Origin of the sequence: Micromonospora sp. DT31, from assembly GCF_049841795.1 — a bacterium.
GTDB lineage: Bacteria > Actinomycetota > Actinomycetes > Mycobacteriales > Micromonosporaceae > Micromonospora.
Window position 1 is genome coordinate 1 of record NZ_JBNCKZ010000057.1, and the last position, 1,191, is coordinate 1,191.

2 protein-coding genes are annotated in these 1,191 nt (G+C 68.3%); both read right to left on the reverse strand.

Annotated elements, in window-relative coordinates:
- The coding region (locus ACLQ2X_RS28345; protein ID WP_425684132.1) for a beta-ketoacyl synthase N-terminal-like domain-containing protein at window positions 1-653 on the reverse strand (653 nt) is incomplete at its 3' end.
- A gap of 101 nt (window positions 654-754) precedes the next feature.
- Window positions 755-1,191, reverse strand: a 437-nt coding sequence (locus ACLQ2X_RS28350; RefSeq protein ID WP_425684131.1) for a phosphopantetheine-binding protein, incomplete at its 5' end; no start/stop codon positions are given.

Consider the following 1,191-nt stretch of genomic DNA (forward strand, 5'->3'; position numbering starts at 1 on the left):
GCCAACTCACAATCACCCGACCGCAACCCCTGCACCGCCAAATGCAACGCCACCAACGACGACGAACACGCCGTGTCGAGCGTGACCGCCGGACCCTCCAGGCCGAAGGTGTACGACACCCGACCAGATGCGACGCTGCCGGACTCACCCATGCCGAGGTATCCCTCGAGATCCGCCGGGACCGAGCGCAGCCGGGGGCCGTAGTCGTGATACATCAGGCCGGCGTACACACCGACCTTGCGACCGGAAAGCGTGGAGGGAAGGATGTTGGCGCTTTCGAACGTCTCCCAGCCCACCTCGAGCAGCAGCCGGTGCTGCGGGTTCATGGCGATGGCCTCGCGCCGCGAGATCCCGAAGAACTCGGCGTCGAAGTCGGCCGCGTCCCGCATGAAACCGCCCTCGCGCACGTACGACCGGCCGGGGGTGGCGGGGTCCGGGTCGTAGAGGGACTCCACGTCCCAGCCGCGGTCGGTCGGGAACTCCCCGACGGCGTCCACCCCCTCGGTGACGAGCTTCCAGAGCTCCTCGGGGTTGTTCACCCCACCCGGCAGGCGGCAGGCCATACCGACGATGGCGATCGGCTCGGCCTGCTCGGCCTGGACCTCCCGAAGACGGTTCTTGGTCTGCTTGAGATCGGTGACGGCACGCCGCAGGTAATCGCGGAGCTTGTCATCGTTCGGCTTCTCGTCCTTCGGCATGGGTCTGTTCCTTCCGGGCTGGCGGGGTGCGACAAGGAGATTTGTTGCGGCCGGATCTACGGAGCGCCCAGCTCGTCGTCGAGTAGTTCGAAGATCTCGTCGTCGGACGCGAGATCGAGGTCGAGGTCAGTGGCCTCGCCGTCCGGTCCGGCGGACGCCCAGGAGCCCGCCAGGGTCTGCAGTCGCTTGGCGACCTGGGCCCGCAGTTCGTCGTGGAGGGTCGCGTCGGCGATCGTCTGTTCGAACCGGTCCAGCTCCGCCAGCAGAGCCGCCGCGCCATCGGTCGGCGCGGGCCGCATCCGGTCGTCGAGGAACTCGGCCATGGCGGCGGGCGTCGGGTAGTCGAAGACGAGGGTGGCCGGCAGTGTGATGCCCAGCTCGCCGCCGAGCCTGTTCCGCAGTTCGACGGCAGCGAGCGAGTCGAATCCGGCGTCTTTGAAGGGTCGTTCCGCGGCCACGGCGTCGCCCGTGGTGTGCCCGAGAGTCAACGACG